The sequence below is a fragment of the Variovorax sp. TLI9-5A genome (genome assembly GCF_056867935.1).
This window is the reverse complement of the sequence record NZ_CP200310.1, coordinates 4408737-4424406: the sequence shown is the minus strand read 5'-3', so window position 1 is coordinate 4424406 and position 15670 is coordinate 4408737. Positions and strand designations below refer to the sequence as shown.

At 69.2% G+C, this 15670-nt stretch carries 18 protein-coding genes; 5 read left to right on the top strand and 13 right to left on the bottom strand.

Annotated features, from left to right (window positions below; all coding sequences use genetic code 11):
* Positions 1-21: 21 nt before the first annotated feature.
* Positions 22-765: a response regulator gene (locus tag AC1VNX_RS20975; RefSeq protein WP_483159047.1), complete on the top strand. Its 744-nt coding sequence runs from the start codon at positions 22-24 to the stop codon at positions 763-765.
* A gap of 29 nt (positions 766-794) precedes the next feature.
* Complete coding sequence (locus AC1VNX_RS20970) at positions 795-1052, top strand: putative hemolysin (RefSeq protein WP_483159045.1); 258 nt, start codon at positions 795-797, stop codon at positions 1050-1052.
* A gap of 13 nt (positions 1053-1065) precedes the next feature.
* On the opposite strand, the gene AC1VNX_RS20965 is transcribed toward AC1VNX_RS20970, so the two are convergent.
* From AC1VNX_RS20965 to AC1VNX_RS20935, 7 genes are all read right to left on the bottom strand, one after another.
* Positions 1066-1191 carry a hypothetical protein gene (locus AC1VNX_RS20965; RefSeq protein WP_483159043.1) on the bottom strand — a complete coding sequence of 42 codons (126 nt, stop codon included), beginning with the start codon at positions 1189-1191 and terminating at the stop codon, positions 1066-1068.
* A gap of 20 nt (positions 1192-1211) precedes the next feature.
* Positions 1212-1793: a thioredoxin family protein gene (locus tag AC1VNX_RS20960; RefSeq protein ID WP_483159041.1), complete on the bottom strand. Its 582-nt coding sequence runs from the start codon at positions 1791-1793 to the stop codon at positions 1212-1214.
* A gap of 150 nt (positions 1794-1943) precedes the next feature.
* Positions 1944-2906 (bottom strand): tripartite tricarboxylate transporter substrate binding protein, encoded by a 963-nt coding sequence (locus tag AC1VNX_RS20955; RefSeq protein ID WP_483159039.1) that lies wholly within the window; start codon positions 2904-2906, stop codon positions 1944-1946.
* A 25-nt stretch (positions 2907-2931) separates the two neighbouring features.
* Positions 2932-3807, bottom strand: a complete 876-nt coding sequence (locus AC1VNX_RS20950; RefSeq protein ID WP_483159037.1) for an amidohydrolase family protein — start codon at positions 3805-3807, stop codon at positions 2932-2934.
* Between the two features lie 3 nt (positions 3808-3810).
* The gene (locus tag AC1VNX_RS20945; protein WP_483159035.1) at positions 3811-4992 is read right to left on the bottom strand and encodes a CoA transferase; all 1182 of its coding nucleotides are present in this window, start codon (positions 4990-4992) and stop codon (positions 3811-3813) included.
* Between the two features lie 19 nt (positions 4993-5011).
* Positions 5012-6001 (bottom strand): tripartite tricarboxylate transporter substrate binding protein, encoded by a 990-nt coding sequence (locus AC1VNX_RS20940; protein WP_483159033.1) that lies wholly within the window; start codon positions 5999-6001, stop codon positions 5012-5014.
* A gap of 39 nt (positions 6002-6040) precedes the next feature.
* On the bottom strand, positions 6041-6910 hold the full coding sequence (locus AC1VNX_RS20935; protein WP_483159031.1) for an HpcH/HpaI aldolase/citrate lyase family protein: 870 nt from the start codon (positions 6908-6910) through the stop codon (positions 6041-6043).
* A 75-nt stretch (positions 6911-6985) separates the two neighbouring features.
* Here AC1VNX_RS20935 and AC1VNX_RS20930 point away from each other — a divergent pair, with 75 nt between their 5' ends.
* On the top strand, positions 6986-7888 hold the full coding sequence (locus AC1VNX_RS20930) for a LysR family transcriptional regulator (RefSeq protein ID WP_483159029.1): 903 nt from the start codon (positions 6986-6988) through the stop codon (positions 7886-7888).
* Here AC1VNX_RS20930 and AC1VNX_RS20925 read toward each other — a convergent pair.
* The 4 genes from AC1VNX_RS20925 to AC1VNX_RS20910 are packed head-to-tail and all read right to left on the bottom strand — an operon-like array spanning position 7885 to position 11235.
* Positions 7885-8457, bottom strand: coding sequence for a hypothetical protein (locus AC1VNX_RS20925; protein WP_483159027.1), 573 nt, complete (start codon positions 8455-8457; stop codon positions 7885-7887). The genes AC1VNX_RS20930 and AC1VNX_RS20925 overlap by 4 nt on opposite strands.
* 40 nt (positions 8458-8497) lie before the next feature.
* The gene (locus AC1VNX_RS20920; RefSeq protein ID WP_483159025.1) at positions 8498-9283 is read right to left on the bottom strand and encodes a DUF899 domain-containing protein; all 786 of its coding nucleotides are present in this window, start codon (positions 9281-9283) and stop codon (positions 8498-8500) included.
* A 13-nt stretch (positions 9284-9296) separates the two neighbouring features.
* Positions 9297-9965: a Vgb family protein gene (locus AC1VNX_RS20915; protein WP_483159023.1), complete on the bottom strand. Its 669-nt coding sequence runs from the start codon at positions 9963-9965 to the stop codon at positions 9297-9299.
* A 49-nt stretch (positions 9966-10014) separates the two neighbouring features.
* On the bottom strand, positions 10015-11235 hold the full coding sequence (locus AC1VNX_RS20910; protein ID WP_483159021.1) for a helix-turn-helix domain-containing protein: 1221 nt from the start codon (positions 11233-11235) through the stop codon (positions 10015-10017).
* Positions 11236-11422: 187 nt separating this feature from the next.
* Between AC1VNX_RS20910 and AC1VNX_RS20905 the strand changes: the two genes are divergently transcribed.
* On the top strand, positions 11423-12109 hold the full coding sequence (locus tag AC1VNX_RS20905) for an isochorismatase family protein (RefSeq protein WP_483161996.1): 687 nt from the start codon (positions 11423-11425) through the stop codon (positions 12107-12109).
* A gap of 43 nt (positions 12110-12152) precedes the next feature.
* Positions 12153-13040 carry a LysR family transcriptional regulator gene (locus AC1VNX_RS20900; protein WP_483159019.1) on the top strand — a complete coding sequence of 296 codons (888 nt, stop codon included), beginning with the start codon at positions 12153-12155 and terminating at the stop codon, positions 13038-13040.
* 15 nt (positions 13041-13055) lie between these two features.
* On the opposite strand, the gene AC1VNX_RS20895 is transcribed toward AC1VNX_RS20900, so the two are convergent.
* The gene (locus AC1VNX_RS20895) at positions 13056-13889 is read right to left on the bottom strand and encodes an alpha/beta hydrolase (RefSeq protein WP_483159017.1); all 834 of its coding nucleotides are present in this window, start codon (positions 13887-13889) and stop codon (positions 13056-13058) included.
* 77 nt (positions 13890-13966) lie between these two features.
* Positions 13967-15580, bottom strand: a complete 1614-nt coding sequence (locus AC1VNX_RS20890; RefSeq protein ID WP_483159015.1) for a methyl-accepting chemotaxis protein — start codon at positions 15578-15580, stop codon at positions 13967-13969.
* Positions 15581-15670: the final 90 nt, after the last annotated feature.

Genomic DNA, 15670 nt, shown 5'->3' with positions numbered 1-15670 from the left:
CGGGCGCATCACCGCACTGCCATGAACATTGCCAAGACCTCCGACCACATCCTCATCGTCGACGACGACCGGGAAATCCGCGAACTGCTCTCCACCTACCTGGTCAAGAACGGCCTGCGCGTGGTGACGGTACCCACGGGGCGGCACATGCGCGCGGCGCTGGAGGAGTCGGGGCCCTTCGATCTCATCATCCTCGACCTGATGCTGCCGGGCGAAGACGGCCTCACGCTGTGCCGCGATCTGCGCACGAGCAAGTACAAGGCCACTCCCATCCTCATGCTCACCGCCCGCAGCGAGGAGGCCGACCGCATCCTCGGGCTGGAGATGGGCGCCGACGACTATCTGTCCAAGCCCTTCTCCGCGCGCGAGCTGCTGGCGCGCATCCGCTCGGTGCTGCGCCGCACGCGCATGCTGCCGCCGAACATGCGCTCCACCGAGTCGGCCTCGAAGCTGGCCTTCGGCGACTGGCAGGTCGACACCACCGCGCGCAACCTGATCGACGACAGCGGCGTGATGGTGGCGCTCAGCGGCGCGGAGTACCGGCTGCTGATGGTGTTTCTCGAGCATCCCCAGAAAGTGCTGAGCCGCGACCAGCTGCTGAGCCTCACCCAGGGCCGCGAGGCCGAACTCTTCGAGCGCTCCATCGACCTGCTGGTGAGCCGCCTGCGCCAGCGCCTGCGCGACGACGCCCGCGAGCCGCGCTACATCAAGACGGTGCGCAGCGAGGGCTACGTCTTTTCTTCGACGGTGGACGCCCTGGACTGAGGCCGCTGGCGCGGGCCTACACTCGCGAAATGATCAAGCCACTGTTCCTCCCGGCGGGCGCGCTTCTTCCGCTTCTCCTGGTCACGGCATGCGCCCAGCCAGAGCCACCGCGGCCCTTGCCGTCGCCGGTCGGCATGGCGAATCCGGCTTCCGTCTATTGCAAGAGCCTCGGGGGCAAGACGCTCATGAGGTCGAACGACAAGGGCCAGTACGGCATCTGCGAGCTTCCGGATGGCGGGCAGACCGAGGAGTGGGAGCTCTACCGCCGGGATCATCCGGCGAAGTAGGGCTGCAGCAACTTCACTTCGACGGCTTGCGCGAGCTGTCTTCCCGCTTGGACGAGATGCACTGGCAACTCACCGGATTGCGTACTTCATATGCGACGCCGCCCGCGAAGAAGAGCAGGGCGAGCCAGAGCTTCTTCATGTTTGCTGCTCCGTGCGGCTTCAGGTTCCTGCAGGAGCAGTGGTGGGCGCAGGCTCGGCCAGCAGCGCCTGGATCTTCTTCTCGGTAGTCGCGTAGCTGCCCTCGCCGAAGTGCGAGTAGACGATCTTGCCCTGCTTGTCGATCAGGTACACGGCAGGCCAGTACTGGTTCCTGAAGGCCTTCCAGGTGCCGTAGCCGTTGTCCTGCGCAACCGCGTGCTTGATCTGCAGGCGCTCGATGGCGTCCTTCACGTTCTTCGTCGACTTCTCGAACGCGAACTCCGGCGTGTGCACGCCGACCACCACCAGGCCCTTGTCCTTGTACTTCTGGTTCCAGTCCTTCACGTAGGGAAGGTGGTTCAGGCAGTTGATGCAGGTGTAGGTCCAGAAGTCGACCAGCACCACCTTGCCGCGCAGCTCGCTCAGCTTGAGCGGCTGCGAGTTGAGCCAGTTGTCGATGTTCTGGAACTCGGGCGCTGCCCCCGCCTCGCTGGCGGGAATGTCGCCGCCGAAGGGCGAGGGTGCCGCAAAGGTCAGCGTGAGCGCGGCCGCCGAGGCGGCGATGGCGACTGCGAAATAGAGGGCGGAAGAGCGAAAGCGCATGGCGGTTCCTTCGGAAGAGTGACGGACGTTCGTCTGTGAACGGAGCCGATTCTTCGCCGGGCCGCCTGCGCGCGCAGCGGATTGCGTATTCCTCTGTATCTGCGGGGCGCTGGCCCCACACTACGTTTCACGCCCCGCCGGGCGCGAGGGTCAATCGACCCTGATGTTGCGTGCGCGAACCAGCGCGCTCACCCTGCCGGTCTCATCCTTCACGAACTTCGCGAAGGCCTCCGGCGTGGTGCCGGCCGGCTCCAGGCCCAGCTGCAGCAGCTTCTGCCGAACGGCCGGGTCGTCGACGGCGGCCTGCACCGCCTTGCCCAGCTTCTGCACGATCTCGGCCGGCGTGCCCTTGGGCAGGAACACGCCGTTCCACTCGACCACGTTGTAGCCCGGCAGGCCCGACTCGGCCAGCGTCGGCACATCGGGCAGCCCCGGCACGCGCTTGCCGGAGCTCACGCCCAGTGCGCGCAGCTTGCCGCTCTTCACGTAGCCCAGCGTCGAGGCCACGTTGCCGAAGTAGGCAGACACCTGCTCGCCCATCACGTCGGTCAGCGCCGGCGCGCCGCCCTTGTAGGGCACGTGCATCAGGTTGATCCTGGCCTGCTCGTTCAGCGCCTCGCCCGCCAGGTGCGAGCCGGTGCCGCCGCCGGCGGAGGCGAAGCTCAGCTTGCCCGGGTTCTTGCGCGCGTAGTCGATGAACTCCTGCACTGTCTTGTAAGGCGCGGTAGCAGGCACGACGAGGATCTGCGGCGCCGTGGCCACCAGCGAAACGGGAATGAAGTCCTTCGCCGCGTCGAAGGGCAGTTTGCGCAGCGACGGGTTCACCGAGAACGCCGAAGCGTCGTACAGCACGGTGTAGCCGTCGGCCGCGGCCTTGGCCACGTTGTCGGCGCCGATCACGCCGCCCGCGCCCGGCTTGTTGTCGATCACGATCTGCTGGCCCAGCGCGGCGCTCATCTGCTGGGCGACGATGCGTGCCGTGTTGTCGGCGCCGCCGCCCGCCGCGTAGGGCACCACCATGCGGATCGGCTTGTCGGGCCAGGCGGCCCAGCCCAGCAGGGGAGCGGCGCAGGCGGCCAGCGCGGCGATGGATTTCAGTAGACGCTTTTGCATGTCGATGTCTCGGGAGTCTTCTGGTTCAGGAAAAGTCGTAGAGCCGCGCGGGGTTGTCGACCAGCACGCGGCGGCGCGCGGCCTCGCCGGGCACCCACTGGCCCAGCAGGTCGAAGAGCTGCGCGTCGTCGGGCTTGGCCGTGCGCTCGGTCGGATGGGGCCAGTCGCTGCCCCACACCACGCGCTCGGGTGCCTGCCTCGCCCAGGTACGGGCGACGTCGACGGTGTCGGCATAGCCGCCTTCGGCGCCGAGCCTGGAATCGAGGTACGCGCCGGACAGCTTGATCCAGGTGCGGCCCTCGTCGAGCAGCCGGCTCACCACGCCGTATGCGGGATGCGCCAGCGCGCCCGGCTGCGGCAGCCGCGCGAGATGGTCGAAGACCATCGTGCAGGGCAGGCGATCGAGCAGTGCCCCGTGCGCCGCGATCTGGTCGGCGCTCCAGTGCAGCTGCACATGCCAGCCCAGTGCGTGCACCCGCTGCGCGAGCGGCTCGACCATGGAGAAGTCCGTCGCCGCGTTCGTCGACGTGTACAGCGTGAAGCGGATGCCCCGGATGCCGCCCTCGTGCAGCTGCTCCAGCTCGGCATCGCGCACCTCGGGCCGCACCACCGCCACGCCGCGCGTGCGGTGCGCGCCCAGCGCCTGGATGGCCGCGAGCGTCACGCTGTTGTCGGTGCCGTGGGCGCGCGGCTGCACGATCACCGTGCGCTGCGTGCCCGTGCGCTGCTGCAGCAGGCGGTAGTCGCCGGCGGTGGCGTGGTCGAGCATCGCATCGGGCGAGCCGTGCATCGGAAAGCGCCGGTCGTACACGTGGATGTGCGCGTCGCATGCGCCCTCGGGCGCCGCGATGGCCGGCTTGCGCGTGCCGGCGCTGTGGGGCACGGCGATCTCGTCGGGCATGGCTCAGTCGTCCGCGCGTCGCCTGGCCAGGACGGCGGCCGTGTGCTGCCCCAGCGTCGGCGCGGCGAAGGGCTCGGGGCCGGGCGTGCGCCCGAAGCGCACCGGGCGGGTGAAGCCCCGGTACGAGCCCAGCGTGGGGTGCGGGAAGTTCGCGACCATGTCCTCGGCCAGCACCTGCTCGTTGTCGAACATGTCTTCCACGGTGCGTGCGGCGGAGCAGGGCACTTCCTCGCCGAAGATCTCTTCCCATTCGAGCGCGCTTCGCGCGGCCAGCGCGGCGCGCAGCTTCGGCACGATCTCGGCCGCGTGCTGGGCGCGCTTGCGCACCGAGTCGTAGCGCTCGTCGGCCGCGAGTTCAGGCAGGCCGGCCTTGGCGCACAGCGCCTGCCAGAAGTGCGGCGTGTTGGCAGAGATGTAGATGTGCCCCTCGCGCGTCGGATGGATGCCGGTGATGCCGCCGGAGCGCATGTCGCGCCCCACGTCCTTCGGCTCGCCCTCGGCCCACACCATGCGCGCGGACTGCATCGTGAGCGCCGAGCGCAGCAGCGAGACGCCCACGAACTGGCCTTCGCCGCTCTTCTCGCGCTCGTACAGCGCCGAGGCGACGCCCGCGGCCACCAGCGCGGCCGCGTAGTAGTCGACAACCGAGCCGTAGATGATTTCGGGCGGTTCGCCGCGCTTGCCCTGCAGCGCGCACATGCCGGTCATGGTCTGCAGCACCTGGTCGTAGCCGGCCTTCTCGCGCAGCGGGCCGGTCTCGCCGTAGCCGGTGACGGCGCAGTAGATGAGCCGCGGATTCACTGCCTTCAGCTGCTCGTAGGCGATGCCCAGCCGCGGCGGCACGCTGGGCCTGAAGTTGTGCACCAGCACGTCGGCGCCGCGCACCAGTTCCATCAGCGATGCCAGGTCTTCGGGCTTCTTCAGGTCGAGCACCGCGCCCAGCTTGCTGCGGTTGACGCCGATGAAGGCTCGGCTCTCGGCCTCCAGCGTCGAAGGGTACTTGCGCAGGTTGTCGCCGGCGGGCGGCTCGATCTTGATGACTTCCGCGCCCTGGTCGGCCAGCAGCGAGCAGCCGTACGGGCCCGCGATGTAGGCGCTCAGGTCGAGCACGCGCAGGCCGCTCAGCGGCCCGGCGGGGCCCTGGCGCTCGGGCAGGCGCGTGTCCTCGGGGGCGGTATGGCTCATGGGCTTTCTCTTTCCTTGCTCAGTCTGCGGTGATGTTCTGTTGCTTTGCCAGCTTCTTCCAGCGCTCCACGTCCTCTGCGATGACGCTGCCGAACTGCGCCGGCGTGAGTGGCGTGGCGATGGCGCCTTCGCGCAGGAAGTTGGCCGTGATCTCGGGCCGGCCCAGGATCTGGTTGACGGCCGCGTTCAGCTTCGAGACCACGTCGCCCGGCGTGCCGGCCGGGGCCAGCAGGCCCCACCAGAGCTCGAACTCGTAGCCGGGCACGGCCGTGGACATCGGCGTGAGGTCCGGCGCCACAGGGCTGGTCTTCAGGCTGGTGATGCCGACCGCGCGCAGCTTGCCGGCACGCACCATCGGCAGCAGCGAAGGGCCGCTGGAAATCAGCAGCTGCGTCTGGTTGCCGATCAGGTCGGTCACGGCCGGGCCCATGCCCTTGTACGGAATGTGCGCGATCTGCAGGTCGCCCACCTTGGCCTTGAGCAGCTCGGTGCCGAACTGGTTGACGCTGCCCGAGCCTGACGACGCGTAGTTGTACTGGCCGGGCTTCGCCTTGATGGCGGCGATCAGCTCGGCTGGCGTCTTTGCCGGGAACTCGTTGTTGACGGCGACGATGAACGGCCCCTTGGCGAACATCGCCACCGGCGCGAGGCCCTTGACCGGGTCGAAGGGCAGCTTCGACTGCACCGCCGCGTTGGTCGTCATGCTCGACGACACCGCCACCAGCGTGTAGCCGTCGGGCGCCGCCTTGGCCACCTGGCCCGTGCCGGTGTTGCCGCTGGCACCCGGGCGGTTGTCGATGATGACCGGCTGCTTGAGCTGGTCGCCCAGCTCTTTGGCCACCTGCCGCGCGAAGGTGTCGTTCGAGCCGCCGGCCGGGTAGGGCACGACGATGGTGATGGGCCTGGAAGGGTAAGCGGCCTGCGCGAGCGCGGTGCCGCCCAGCGCAGCAAGCGCGATGGCCGAGGCCGCGGCGAGCGCGCGCGGGCGAAGGAACGAGGGAATGCGCATTTGTCTTGTCTCCGGTTTTCTTATGGATGAGAAGCAGGGTCAGCCTGGTATCAAGCCGAGGCTGCGCGCGCTCTCGACGATGGCGCGCGCGCGGATCACGAAGGGGATGTCGATCATCTTTCCGTCCACGACGTAGGCTCCGACGCCCTTGGCGTCGGCTTCGCGCGCCGCCTCGACCACCTTGCGGGCATGCGCGATCTCCTCGTCGGTCGGGCGGAACACCTCGTTGGCGATGGCGATCTGGCTCGGGTGGATGCAGGTCTTGCCCAGAAAGCCCAGGTCGCGCGCCAGCATCGCCTCGGCGCGGAAGCCCTCGGCGTCGCGGATGTCGGCGAAGGCGCTGTCGTAGGCGTACAGGCCCGCCTCGCCGGCGGCGAGGCGCACCGCGAACATCGCCTGGCGGATCGCGGAAGGCTCCCGCCGGGCGATGCCCAGCGGCTCGAACAAGTCGCCCAGCCCGAGCTGCAGACCCGCCACGCGCGGATGCGCCAGCGCGAGCTCGGCGGCCATGCGCAGGGCGGCGGGCGTCTCGATGTTCAGCAGCAGGCCGATGGGCGCCTGCACGCCGTTGGCCCGCTCCGCGCGCTCGATGGCTTCGGCGGCTGCACGCACATGCGCGGGGCTCTGCGGCTTGGGCAGGTTGATGAGCTGCACGCCGGTGCGCGCCACCGCCGCAACGTCGCGTTCGAAGTGCGGCGTGTCCATGGCGTTGACGCGAACGATCAGCGTCTTGCGCGACGAAGCCGCGTCGCCGCCTTCGAGGAACTGGCGCACCGTCTCGCGCGCCTCGTCCTTGCGCGGCTCGGACACCGCGTCTTCCAGGTCGAGGCTGATGGCGTCCGCCGCGCCGGCGAGCGCCTTGGCGAACAGTTCGGGGCGGGTGCCGGGAACGAAGAGTTTGCTTCTCATGAGGGCAGTGTCGGCAGTTCATGAGAAGAGAAAAACAGCTGTTCACTGCGATCACATCGCAGAAAATCTATCTTCATGGAAACGGCCTACCTGCAAAGCTTTCTTCTGGTGGTGGAGTCGGGCTCGATGTCCGAGGCCGCGCGCCGGCTCGACCTCACGCCTGGCGCGGTGGCGCAGCAGATCCGCGCGCTGGAGCGCGAGCTCAACGCGCCGCTGCTCGCGCGCGCCGGCCGCACCGTGCAGCCCACCGAGGCCGGCCACCGGCTGGTGCAGCGGGCGCGCACGCTGCTGCGGGAGGTGAGCGACATCAAGGCGCTGGTGGGCAGCGAGGCGGCGGGCGGCGAGCTGGTCATCGGCACCATCAACACGGCCATCCACAGCCTGCTGCCCGACATCCTCGCGCGCTTCGTGAAGACGCACCCGGGCGTCAAGGTGTTCCTGCAGTCGGGCACCACCGCCACGCTTTACAAGGCCATGCAACAGGGCGAGCTCGACGCGGCCGTGTGCCTGTACCCGCAGTTCGCGCTCGCCAAGACCTTCGACTGGGCGCTGCTGCGCGAGGAGCCGCTGGTGCTGCTCGCGCCCAGCCGCCTCGCGCGGCGCGATCCCCATGAGCTGCTGCGCACCTCGCCGCTGATCCGCTACGACCGCAACCTCGGCGGCGGCAAGCAGGCCGACCGCTACCTGCGCGCCGCCGGCATCGTGCCCCAGGAGCGCTTCGAGCTCAGCTCGCTGCTGGCCATCGCGATGATGGTCGACCGGGGCCTTGGGGTGTCGGTCGTGCCCGACATCGCTTCTCCGCTGCTCGACGGGCAGCGCATCGTGAAGATCCCGCTGCCGCTGCCCTCGGAAACGCGGCGCTTCGGCATTCTGTGGATGCGGTCATCGCCGCGGCTTAGGCTAATCCATGGTTTCGTCGAGAGCGCGGGGCTGGTCACGGCGGCAAAGGGCGAGGGCGGCGGTTCCCGCAAGCGCTAGCGTCGAGGCCGTGGCATCCCGAACGGCCGCCGCTGAAAAAGCGCGAGCGCGATGTCGAAGCCGCGGCTCGCCCCGATCGCGACCGCACCCGTGACCGCCAGCATCGCCGCCATGTGCACCCCGACAGCCGCGAAAGCCAGCGCAAGCGAGCCTGACGCCGTGATCTCCCGGGCCGCCGGCGCTTCGCCCATGCACAGCGGTAGCAGCGCCGGCACCAGCATCAGTCCGGCGCCGTGGGCGGTGGACATCATGAAGGACCAGAGTGCGAGCCCGGCGTGGCCGGCCTTCCTGCCGCGCCACAGGTGATGCACGGCCACGGCGACGAGCAGCGCGCCCGCCGCCCACTGCAGGGCGATGCGATCCATCGAGGGCGCGAAAAGGACTGCGGCAGCGACCAGCGCGACGGACGCGGCGTGTCCGAGGGCGATCGGCACCAGCGCCAGCAGCACCCGCGACCGGTCTCCCGACCGGAGGCCGCAGGCGGCCGCGAAGGCCCAGCCGGTGGCGGGATTCAGCCCGTGAAGCGCGCCGACTCCCGCGACCGCGAGCCATGGGCAGAGGCTTGCCATGATGCGAACGCCTTCATGCCTCGAAGCTGCCGGCGCTTGCTCAGGCCTGCTTGTCGCAGCAGCACGCGCCGATGGCGGGCGTTTCGGCCTGTTGCTCGTATCGGTCGTGGTGGCGCACCCAATCCATCTTGTAGGGCACCTCGCGCTCGTCGCGGCCCTTGGGCATGAGATCCATCATGTTGTAGGCGCCCATCATCACTTCCACGCCCCGGCCGAAGGTCGAGTAGGTGTGGAACACCTCGCCGGCTTCGTTCCTGTAGAACGCGCTGATGCCGGGCGCTTCGTCGTGCGGGAAGGGCAGCTTGCCGTAGTTGTAGTAGACCTCGCCCGTGGCCAGTTCCTCGGGCGTGAAGCTGACGTGGAAGTCCAGGTTGAAGTCGCTGCCGTGCGACGACACCCAGTCGAAGCGCCAGCCCATGCGTTCGCGAAACTGCATGATCTTCGCGAGCGGCGCGCGCGAGATGGCCACCAGCGTGATGTCGCGGTGCGCGAGGTGCACGTTCATGCCGTCGGTGTGGTCGGCCATGAAGGAGCAGCTCTGGCAGCCTTGCTCCCAGTCCGGCCCGAGCATGAAGTGCTGCACCAGCAGCTGGCTGCGGCCCTTGAAGAGATCGGCCAGCGTGCGCTTGCCCTCGGGCGTGTCGAAGACGTAGTTCTTCTGCACGCGCTCCCATGGCAGCGCGCGGCGCTCGCGGGCGATCTGGTCGCGCAGGTGCGTCAGCTCCTTTTCACGCGCCAGGAATGCCTTGCGTTCGTCGAGCCATTGCTCGCTGGAGACGACGCGATGGTTCGTCACTTCGGGTGCTTCGATGGTCGTGGTGTTCATGATGGCTCCTGAGTCAATGGCTGGACTGGGGACGGCGCACCGCGCGGACCTTGCCGCTCGCGCCGCCGCCGGCATAGAAGAGACCGGCGCCGTCGGATTCGAGCCCGCTCACGCCCGCGCCGCGCGGCATTTCGAGCCGCTCCAGCACGGCGCCGGTCTGCGGGTCGATGCGGCGGATGTCGCTTTCCTCCGCCTCCCAGGTGCCGTGCCAGAGCTCGCCGTCGACCCAGGTCACGCCGGTGACGAAGCGGTTCGACTCGATGGTGCGCACCACGGCACCGGTCTCGGGGTTGACCTGATGGATCTTGCGGTCGCGGTACTGGCCCACCCACAGGCTGCCTTCGGCCCAGGTCAGGCCCGAGTCGTAGCCGTTGCCGGGCGAGGGGATCGACGCCAGCACCTTGCCGGTGGCGGGGTCGATCTTGTCGATGCGCGACTCGGCGATCTGGTAGAGGTACTTGCCGTCGAAGGCGGTGCCGGCGTCGCAGGGGACGTCCAGCGTCTGGCTGGTTTCCCCGCTGGCGGGGTCGAAGGCCACCAGCTTCGCGCCGGTGGCGGCCCAGACGCGGCTGCCGTCGTGGGTCACGCCGTGGACCTGGCCGGCGCCGCCGAACGGGCCGTATTCGCGCACGATCTCGGCGGCGCGTACCGTGGGTTTGCTCTTGCCTGTCTTGCTGCTCATCGTTGGCTCCTTGTGTGAAGCGCCCCGGGGTCGGCGCCTGGAGACAACTCTATTCAATAGGCAGCGCAGCGGGGAGTAACAAGATCGTCGTGAATCCGGCCAGCGGCGGAGACAGCCACTTCTGCGACCGCGCCTTGCCGATGGAACGCACCCGGCCCTGCGCCTCCAGCTCGACCAGTGCGCGCTGCACCGTGCGCTGGCTGGCCCCCAGCGCCAGAGCGAGGGCCGAGGTCGACCATGCGGCGCCATCGGAAAGCAGCGCCACCAGCGAGGCCTGTTCGCCGTCGATGGGCGGCGCCAGCACCGCGACGCCGCACTCGCCATGCGGCCTGAGCACGAAACCGCGCGGCGTGGCCTCGATGCCCGCCATTGCGGCGACCAGTGCGCGCAGGCGGCCGATCTCCACGCGCAGGCGGGCGCGATGTGTCTCGTCGGGGTGACGGGTGCGGAATGCGCTCTCGATCAGCGCTTCGCGATCGACGTCGCCCGGCCACGCCTCGGCCAGCGAGCGTGCGAGCGAGAACAGCACCGGCCGCCGGGCCAGCGGCCGCCACGCATCGCCGGCGCCAAGGCCGCGTCGGCAGGCATCGATCACCAGCGTGTCCGAGGCGAGGAGGGCGGCGACTTCGTCGAGGCGCAAGGGCTGCTCGCCGGCCGCGTCGATCCGCCGTGCGGCCGGGCGCTCGAATGCGGCCTGCGCCTCGGCCACTTCGGCGAGCAGGGCGGGCACGCGTGCGCGAACCGCTGCCTCGTGCGCACGGGCAAGCGCGGCCTGTGCCGGTGCGATGCGCAGGGAGCGGAGCGACAGTTCTGCCGCTGCAAGCTCGACCACCGCCGTCAGCGAAGGCGGCAGGCCGCGCGTGTCGAGGTGCGCGAGCACGGCCCCGGCCTCTTCGAGCCGGCCGAGCAGCAGAAGGCGGCGCGCCGCGATCAGCCGGGCCTGCACCGCGTTGGCGTGATCCTCGTGCGACTCCAGCGCGGCGGCGGCATGTGTCAGCGAGCGCGTCGATCCGCCGAGGTCGCGCATGGCCAGCGCCACCTCGGCCTCGGCGACGATGCAGCGGGCGCGCGAAAGCTCCTCATGCGCGCCGAAGCCGCGCGCGGCACGCCGCAGCAACTCGCGCGCACGCGGGTGCTCGCCGAGCTGCGCCATCGCGATGCCGCGCAGCGCCAGCGCCGGCGGGTCGTCGCGCAGGGCGACCCGCTTGAGCGCGCCGAGCGCATCGCCTGCGGCAAGGGCGCGGGCGGAGGCGGCGATGAGGGAGTCCATGGAGGCGGATTATGTGGATGGATGCCATGAAGGCCCATGTTTGTCGTGCGCATCCCGCACAACACTTGTCGCCGCGCCAACCTAGGCGCAGACAGGGGCCGTTCCTAGACTTTGCTCCATCACTTTCGATGGACCTACAGGAACAGCAAGCATGTCTTTCTCATCAGGACTCTCCCGCCGCGGACTCATGGGCGTACTCGCCGCGCCGTACGCGGCCGGCATCGTCGGCACTTCCGCGGCGGCAGCGGCAACAGCAGCGGACGCACCCACGCCCACCATCCGCGCCATGTCGGGCGCGAAGCCGGTGCAGCAACTGCGCCGCAACGCGACGGCCCTGCTGGTGATCGACTTCCAGAACGAGTACTTCACCGGCCGCATGCCGATTGCCGACGGCTTGCGCGCGGCGGCCCAGACGAAGCGCCTGCTGGCTTGGGCCGACCAGCATGCGATGCCGGTCTTCCAGATCCAGCACATCGCACCCGAAGGCGCGGCCGCCTTCGCCAAGGACGGCAAGACGGTCGCGTTCCATCCCGAGATGCAGCCCCGCCAGCGCGACACGGTCGTGCAGAAGACCACCGTGAGCGTCTTCGCGAGCACCGACATCGCGCAGCAGCTTCGCTCGGCCGGCGTGCAGACACTGGTGATCGCCGGGCTCATGACGCACGCGTGCGTGGCCGGTGCGGCACGCGATGCTGGTCCGCGGGGCTTCGACGTGGTGGTGGCGTCCGACGCCACCGCCACCCGCTCGATCCGTCGCGCGAACGGCGACACCGTGTCGCACGACAACCTGCACCGCGCGGCGCTGGCCGAAATCGAGGACACCTTCGGCGACGTGCTGACCACCTCGCAGATCCTGGCCCTGCCGGTTGCCTGACGGAAAATGCGCGGCTTCTGAAGTACCCGCGGGAGGGCGGCGCATGGATCAGGTCAAGGCGATGCGTGCCTTTCAGCGCATCGCGCAGGCGAAGAGCCTCTCGGCAGCCGCGCAGTCGCTGGACACGACGCACTCCAGCCTCTCGCGCCAGCTGCAGGCGCTGGAGAAATCGCTGGGCGCTCAGCTGGTGCGGCGCGACACGCGCGGCATCACGCTGACGGAGGCGGGCAGCCGTTACTACGCCGCCTGCAACGACATCCTTTCGCGGCTCGACGCAGCGCAGGCGGACGTCGCGGCCGATGGCAAGGCGCCCTCGGGCACGCTGAAGGTGAGCATGCCGCTGGCGATCGCGACGCTCGACCTGCCCGAGTGGCTGCCGGCGTTTCAGGCGCGCCATCCGGGCATCCGGCTGGAAGTGGTCTGCACCGACCGCTTCACGAAGCTGGTCGCCGAAGGCATCGACGTCGCGCTGCGCATCAGCGACGGTCTGGAGGACGCTTCGATGATGGCGAGGACGCTGGCGGTCTCCGACATGGTGCTGGTCGCGGCGCCGCGCTACCTGGTGGAACACGGCGTTCCTGCAACGGCGGATGAACTGTCGAAGCACCAGTGCCTGCTTCACAACGGGCCGGAAAGCCCCGCGCACTGGACGCTGCACATGCCCGATGGCCGGCAGCAGTCATTCAAGCCGGAAGGGCGCTTCGCCTGCGACACGATCACGGCGCTGTATTCGGCCGCGAAATGCGGGCTCGGCGTTGCCGCGCTGACGTGGCACACGGTGCGCGCCGATCTGCAGTCGGGCGCCCTGGCCCGCGTGCTGCCGGAAGTCACCCTGGGGCAGCGCACCTACGCGGCGCTCTATCCACGCACGCGGCATGTTCAGCCGGCGGTGCGGGCCTTCATCGACTTCATGGCGGGCCACTACCGGTAGCGGCCGCGCGGCTGGCTACGCTTCCTTCAGCTCGGGCAGCACCGAGGTCAGCGCGAAGTCGACGAGGTGCAGCCAGGTCGCTTCCAGGCCCATGATGTTGTGATGGTCCGAGGCCGGAACGGTCGTCACGCTCACGGGCGTGGGCCATGCCGCGATGAGCTTCTGCGATCGCTCGGGCAGCACCACGTCGTCGGTCTCGGCCAGCAGCACCTGCGTCTTGGCCGCGACTTCCTTGCAGTGCTCCAGCGAGTTGAACTGGTGGCGCAGCAGCAGCGACAGCGGTACCAGCGGAAAGCGTCTTTTCGCCACTTCCAGCATCGAGTCGTAGGGCGTCACCAGCTGCAGGCTCGCGAAGTCCTGCCGTGCCACGAGCTGGATCGCCACGCCCGTGCCGAGGCTGCGGCCCACCACATGCAGCCGCGCATGGGGAAAGGCCTTGCGCAGATGCCTGGCGAACTGGCAGGCGTCCTGGACGGACGCGATCTCGGAAGGGTGGCCCTGCGAATCGGCCACGCCGCGATAGTTGACGGCCGCGAAGCCGAAGCCCTCGGGCAGCCAGTGCAGCGTCTGCGCGGTGGCGCGCACGTCCTCGCCCCGGCCGGCGAAGTAGATGAAGAGATCCTGCAGCGCCTCTTCGCCCTGCGGGTGGTAGACGTAGCCGCGCACCATGCCGCCCGGCACGGTGTGGGAGTAGGTCGAGAAATCGTCGGACAGCGGAACGACCGGCAGCTTGCGGGCGTTGAAGAGGATGTGTCCCTGGCGCATGGCGAGCAGCGTCCAGTACGCGGCGATGCCGCCGATGGCGGCGGCCGAGGCGGAAAGGGCGATGCGGGCGGCTTTGGATGACAAATTGGGCTCCGGGGAGAAAGGTCGGCGCCTAGTTTCGCCTCTTTCTCCGGCAGGAAGCCCTTGCCGGTCTCTTTCCCCTAGCGGGATGCAATCAGTTGCAAGGAATCGAGGCCTATGGCCGCGGGCGCGTCTGCATGATGCCGATGCTCCAGCCTGAACTTGCCGACGATGCGCGACAGGCTGCCCGCCTGCTCCTGCAGCGACTGAGCCGCCGCCGAGGCCTGCTCGACCAGCGCCGCGTTCTGCTGCGTCGTCTGGTCCATCTGCGTGACGGCCTGGTTGATCTGCTCGATGCCCGAGGTCTGCTCCTGGCTCGCGGCGCTGATTTCGCCCATGATGTCCGTCACCCGCTTCACGCTGCCGACGATCTCTTCCATGGTGCGGCCCGCGTCGGCCACCTGGCGGCTGCCTTCCTCGACCTTCTCGACCGAGTCGCCGATCAGCGACTTGATTTCCTTGGCCGCCGCGGCCGAGCGCTGCGCGAGGCTGCGTACCTCCGAAGCCACCACCGCGAAGCCGCGCCCCTGGTCGCCCGCGCGGGCGGCCTCGACGGCCGCGTTCAGCGCGAGGATGTTGGTCTGGAAGGCGATGCCGTCGATCACGCTGATGATGTCCACCACCTTGCGTGAAGAAGCATTGATCGAGCCCATCGTCTCCACCACCTGGAACACCGCGCTGCCGCCGCGCGCGGCCACTTCCGAGGCGGAGGTGGCCAGCTGGTTGGCCTGGCGCGCGTTGTCGGCGTTCTGCTTCACGGTGGAGGTCAGCTCCTCCAGCGAGGCGGCAGTCTGCTCCAGCGAGCTCGCCTGCTCCTCGGTGCGCGAGGACAGGTCCTGGTTGCCCACGGCGATCTGCGTGCTGGCGGTCGACACGTTCGCCACCACGCCGTGCACCTGCGCCAGCGAGCCCTGCAGGGCGGTGCGCATCTGGTCGAGGGCGTGCAGCAGGTGGCCGGTCTCGTCGCCGGCGTAGCTGGCCTGGGGCTTGCCGGTCAGGTCCATCTCGGCGATCGCCTGCGCGATGGACTCGGCGCTGCGCAGCGGCCGGGTGATGCTGCGCGCCAGCATCCAGGCCAGCAGGGCGCCCAGCACCAGGCTCACGGCGGAGCACACGATCAGCAGGGTGCCGGTCTGCGCGCGCAGGTCGTTGGCGCGCACGGCGGCGGCGTCGAGCTGCTCGCGCTGCATGTCCACCACCTGCTGCACGCCGGCGATGTAGCTGACGGAGGTGGGGTGGAACTGCGCGTCGAACACGCGGGTGGCGCCCTGGAGGTCGCCGGCGAGCTTGAGCTTGCTCACTTCCTCGCGCGCGGCCAGGTAGGCCTTGCGCAGGCCGGCGATCTTCTCGAGCAGGGCGCGCTCGTCGGGCTTGGTCAGCTTCTCCTCGACGAACTTCTGCAGTTCATTGGTGTTCTTGATCGACGCCGCCGAGGCCGGGGCGAAATAGTCCACCAGGCTGGTGTCGTTGCTCTTGGCGATGGCCGCGGCGCGCTGCACGCCGGCGGTGGTGTAGCGCAGCCAGTCGGAGCCGGCGCGCTCGATCTTCAGGTTGTCCTCGATCATGGCGTCGATCTCGCGGCTGAGCTGCTGCAGCTTCCACACCGCAGCGGCGCTGGTGGCGACGAAGAGCGCCAGGATGATGCCCAGCACGATGGCCAGGCGCTTGCCGATTGAGACGTTGCTCAGGAACATGATCGAACTCCGGAAACCACAAATGAGGGGAAGGAGGGCGGCCTTCGGGCCACCTTCCACCGTTGGTTATCGGTCGATCAAATGAAAACT

Coding starts and splice junctions, on each gene's coding strand:
- AC1VNX_RS20975 (WP_483159047.1), top strand. CDS start 22: ATGAACATTGCCAAGACCTCCGACCACATCCTCATCGTCGACGACGAC.
- AC1VNX_RS20970 (WP_483159045.1), top strand. CDS start 795: ATGATCAAGCCACTGTTCCTCCCGGCGGGCGCGCTTCTTCCGCTTCTC.
- AC1VNX_RS20965 (WP_483159043.1), bottom strand. CDS start 1,191: ATGAAGAAGCTCTGGCTCGCCCTGCTCTTCTTCGCGGGCGGCGTCGCA.
- AC1VNX_RS20960 (WP_483159041.1), bottom strand. CDS start 1,793: ATGCGCTTTCGCTCTTCCGCCCTCTATTTCGCAGTCGCCATCGCCGCC.
- AC1VNX_RS20955 (WP_483159039.1), bottom strand. CDS start 2,906: ATGCAAAAGCGTCTACTGAAATCCATCGCCGCGCTGGCCGCCTGCGCC.
- AC1VNX_RS20950 (WP_483159037.1), bottom strand. CDS start 3,807: ATGCCCGACGAGATCGCCGTGCCCCACAGCGCCGGCACGCGCAAGCCG.
- AC1VNX_RS20945 (WP_483159035.1), bottom strand. CDS start 4,992: ATGAGCCATACCGCCCCCGAGGACACGCGCCTGCCCGAGCGCCAGGGC.
- AC1VNX_RS20940 (WP_483159033.1), bottom strand. CDS start 6,001: ATGCGCATTCCCTCGTTCCTTCGCCCGCGCGCGCTCGCCGCGGCCTCG.
- AC1VNX_RS20935 (WP_483159031.1), bottom strand. CDS start 6,910: ATGAGAAGCAAACTCTTCGTTCCCGGCACCCGCCCCGAACTGTTCGCC.
- AC1VNX_RS20930 (WP_483159029.1), top strand. CDS start 6,986: ATGGAAACGGCCTACCTGCAAAGCTTTCTTCTGGTGGTGGAGTCGGGC.
- AC1VNX_RS20925 (WP_483159027.1), bottom strand. CDS start 8,457: ATGGCAAGCCTCTGCCCATGGCTCGCGGTCGCGGGAGTCGGCGCGCTT.
- AC1VNX_RS20920 (WP_483159025.1), bottom strand. CDS start 9,283: ATGAACACCACGACCATCGAAGCACCCGAAGTGACGAACCATCGCGTC.
- AC1VNX_RS20915 (WP_483159023.1), bottom strand. CDS start 9,965: ATGAGCAGCAAGACAGGCAAGAGCAAACCCACGGTACGCGCCGCCGAG.
- AC1VNX_RS20910 (WP_483159021.1), bottom strand. CDS start 11,235: ATGGACTCCCTCATCGCCGCCTCCGCCCGCGCCCTTGCCGCAGGCGAT.
- AC1VNX_RS20905 (WP_483161996.1), top strand. CDS start 11,423: ATGGGCGTACTCGCCGCGCCGTACGCGGCCGGCATCGTCGGCACTTCC.
- AC1VNX_RS20900 (WP_483159019.1), top strand. CDS start 12,153: ATGGATCAGGTCAAGGCGATGCGTGCCTTTCAGCGCATCGCGCAGGCG.
- AC1VNX_RS20890 (WP_483159015.1), bottom strand. CDS start 15,580: ATGTTCCTGAGCAACGTCTCAATCGGCAAGCGCCTGGCCATCGTGCTG.